Consider the following 2,946-nt stretch of genomic DNA (forward strand, 5'->3'; position numbering starts at 1 on the left):
GATCAGCGGCGTCGCCCGCGGGTCGACGACCGACGCGACCAGGTGGGCCGCCCCGAGCGTCGCACCGGCCGCCACGAGGCCCGCCACGGCGGCGCGCCCGGTGTCCGGGGTCGTGCGGGGCAGCGGCATCGGGCCCTCCGGGCGGCGTCGGGGCGAGGATCGTCGAGGGGACAACCGTCCGCCCCGCCGCCCTGTTCCGCCCCGGGCCCTGTGGTCTCTCAGCCTCGCCCGCGACCGTGACCCCGCAGGCGCCCGGGGGCCCCTGGAGGTGGCTCCCGGGTGGCAGCATCGAACCATGACGACGCCCGAGAACCTCACCGGCCCCACGCACGCGTCCGCCGCGACCGATGCGACCGACCCGACCACGGACGCCCCCTCGGCGCGCCGCACCGTCGACATCGATCGCACGGGTCCGAGCACCTACCTCGCCCGCAACGCCCGGGGCGGCGAGCTGCGGGTCAGCGCGACCGGCGACGCGGACTTCACGCCCGTCGAGCTGCTGCTCGTCGCGCTCGGGGCGTGCTCGGCGGTGGACGTCGACACCGTGACCGCGCGCCGGGTCGAGCCGGACCGGTTCACCGTCCGCGTGGAGGGAGACAAGGTGCGCCTGAACGGCGGCAACATGCTGACGGACCTCGTGGTCTCGTTCGACGTGCGGTTCCCCGAGGGGCCCGAGGGCGACGCCGCGCGGGACGTGCTGCCGCGGGCCCTGCGCATCTCGCACGAGCGCTCGTGCACCGTCTCGCGGACGGTGGAGGCGGGCACGCCCGTGGCGATGCGGCTGGTCGAGCCGTCCTGACCCCGCGTCCGTGCGGGGTCGGCTCGGCGTCGGGTCGACTCGGCCCTGGCCGCTCAGTGCTCGCAGGTCAGGGGGCGACGCGGCCGGCTGCCGGGGCGGGCGGGACGGCCTCGACCGGCACCGGCCGGACCGTCAGCGGCAGGAGCAGCGCCAGGCCCAGGCCGAGCACCAGCATGATCCCCAGGACGCCCCAGTACTGCGCGCCGGAGATCGCGATGAAGCTCGAGAACGCGACGGGCGCCAGGAAGCTCGCGGCACGGCCCGTGGTCGCGTAGAGGCCGAAGATCTCGCTCTCGCGGCCCGGCGGGATGACCCGGGCCAGGAGCGACCGGCTGGCGGACTGCGCGGGCCCGACGAACACCGTCAGCAGGAGGCCGAAGACCCAGAACACCGTCGCGCCGCCGTCGTGCAGGACGAACACCGCCGTCCCGGCGACGAGCAGGCCGATCAGGGACCCGACGATGACCCGCTTCGGACCGAGCCGGTCGTCGAGGAACCCGGCGGCGAAGGTGGACAGGCCGGCCACGACGTTCGCGGCGATCGCGAACACCACGACCTCGCTCGCGCTGAACCCGAAGGTGCCGGAGGCGATGACCGCACCGAAGGTGAAGACGCCCGCGAGACCGTCGCGGTAGACGGCGCTGGCGACGAGGAAGCGGAGCGTGGAGCGGGAGTGCCGCCACAGCCCCGTGACGTCCCGCCAGAGCGTCCGGTAGGACTCCGCCACGCCGGAACGGCGCCGGGTGCTGTCGGCAGGCAGCTCGGGCACGGCCAGCAGGACGGGGAGGGCGAAGACGCCGAACCACAGCGCCGAGACGAGGACCGCGACGCGGATGTTCATCCCGTTCTCGGACGTGACGCCGAACCAGCCGACGTCCGGGTTGATGAACCCGACGAAGAGGATGAGGAGCAGGACGATCCCGCCGATGTACCCCGCGCCCCAGCCGATGCCACTCACCCGCCCGAACGACCGCGGCGAGGAGATCTGGGCCAGCATCGCGTTGTAGTTCACCGACGCCAGCTCGAAGACGACGTTCGCCATCGCCAGCAGGGTGATCCCCAGCAGCAGGTTGAAGGTCAGCGCGTCCTCGTCCGGCTCGACGACGAACATGGCCGCCATGAGCACGACGACGACGGCGGTGTGGACGCCGAGCCACCGCCGGCGCCTGCCCGCGTCGTCCGAGCGGGCGCCGACGACGGGCGCCAGCGCCGCGATGAGCAGCCCGGCGATGGCGAGGCCCCAGCCCAGCCACGCGGAGTGCTGGGCGAGCGCGAGGTCCAGGGCGTCGGTCGCAGGTCCCGCCCCCGCCCCCTCGGCCTCGGCGGCCGCCACGACCGCGGGGTCCACGAACGCCTCGCTGGTGATCCACCGCGTGAAGACGAACGTGGTCACGACCGCGTTGAACGCCGCCGACCCCCAGTCCCACAGTGCCCAGGCGGCGATGCGACCGGGACACGCGTCCACGGTCGTCCCGGGCTGCGCGGGGCTCTGGGCGGCGGGGACGGGGGAGGCCGGCAGGACGGCGTCGTCGCCGCCCGACGCGTGGTCTGGGCTCACGCGCGCAGAGTACGCCCGCGTCCCCCGAGGCGGCGGGACGACTCGTCCCTGCGGGTGACGGGCGCGTCCCGCATCAGGGCGTCGCACCCACCCGACCCACGTCCCCGGTCAGTACGTCTAGAGCAGGCCGAGGACCCGCGTCATGCCCAGGAACAGCGCCAGCCCGACGACGAAGGCCGCGCCGTAGACCCGTCCGGCGGCGGCCCGGACCGAGGCGCGCAGCCGCGGGAGCGTCGTGGGCCGGGGCGGGGGAGCGCCGAGGGCCGTCATCGCCCGGACCGCCGGCCCCGTCCGGTCCGCGAAGATCTGCTCCACGTGCCGACCGACCGAGCCGGCGCGGGTGAGCACCGCACCCGTCCCGGACCCGAGCTCCGCGACGAACCCCGGCGAGAACGCCGTGGCGGCGAGCAGGCCGAGCGCCAGCACCCCGATCCCCGCGGTGAGCAGGACGACCGTCCCCTGGTTGCGGAGCTCCGCGAACCCGAGCATCCACAGGAGCACGGCCGCGAGGAGCGCGACGGCGACGCCGGCCCGGGCGGGCAGGAGCAGACGCCGCGCCGTGCGCCGCACGGCGGCCTCGGCCGCGGCG

General features: G+C 75.4%; 3 protein-coding genes. 1 reads left to right on the plus strand and 2 read right to left on the minus strand.

Annotation, left to right across the window (positions count from 1 at the left end):
- Positions 1 to 295 precede the first annotated feature (295 nt).
- The gene (locus N866_RS17635; protein ID WP_081802790.1) at positions 296 to 799 is read left to right on the plus strand and encodes an OsmC family protein; all 504 of its coding nucleotides are present in this window, start codon (positions 296 to 298) and stop codon (positions 797 to 799) included.
- Positions 800 to 866: 67 nt separating this feature from the next.
- Here the strand turns inward: N866_RS17635 and N866_RS17640 are convergent, their stop codons facing one another.
- Together N866_RS17640 and N866_RS21630 are read right to left on the minus strand one after the other, a co-directional pair.
- On the minus strand, positions 867 to 2,357 hold the full coding sequence (locus N866_RS17640; protein ID WP_081802791.1) for an MFS transporter: 1,491 nt from the start codon (positions 2,355 to 2,357) through the stop codon (positions 867 to 869).
- 117 nt (positions 2,358 to 2,474) lie between these two features.
- Positions 2,475 to 2,946: hypothetical protein (locus N866_RS21630; RefSeq protein WP_034229036.1), on the minus strand; the 472-nt coding region annotated here is incomplete at its 5' end.

The organism is Actinotalea ferrariae CF5-4, from assembly GCF_000603945.1.
Taxonomy (GTDB): Bacteria; Actinomycetota; Actinomycetes; order Actinomycetales; family Cellulomonadaceae; genus Actinotalea; species Actinotalea ferrariae.

Coding starts and splice junctions, on each gene's coding strand:
- N866_RS17635 (WP_081802790.1), top strand. CDS start 296: ATGACGACGCCCGAGAACCTCACCGGCCCCACGCACGCGTCCGCCGCG.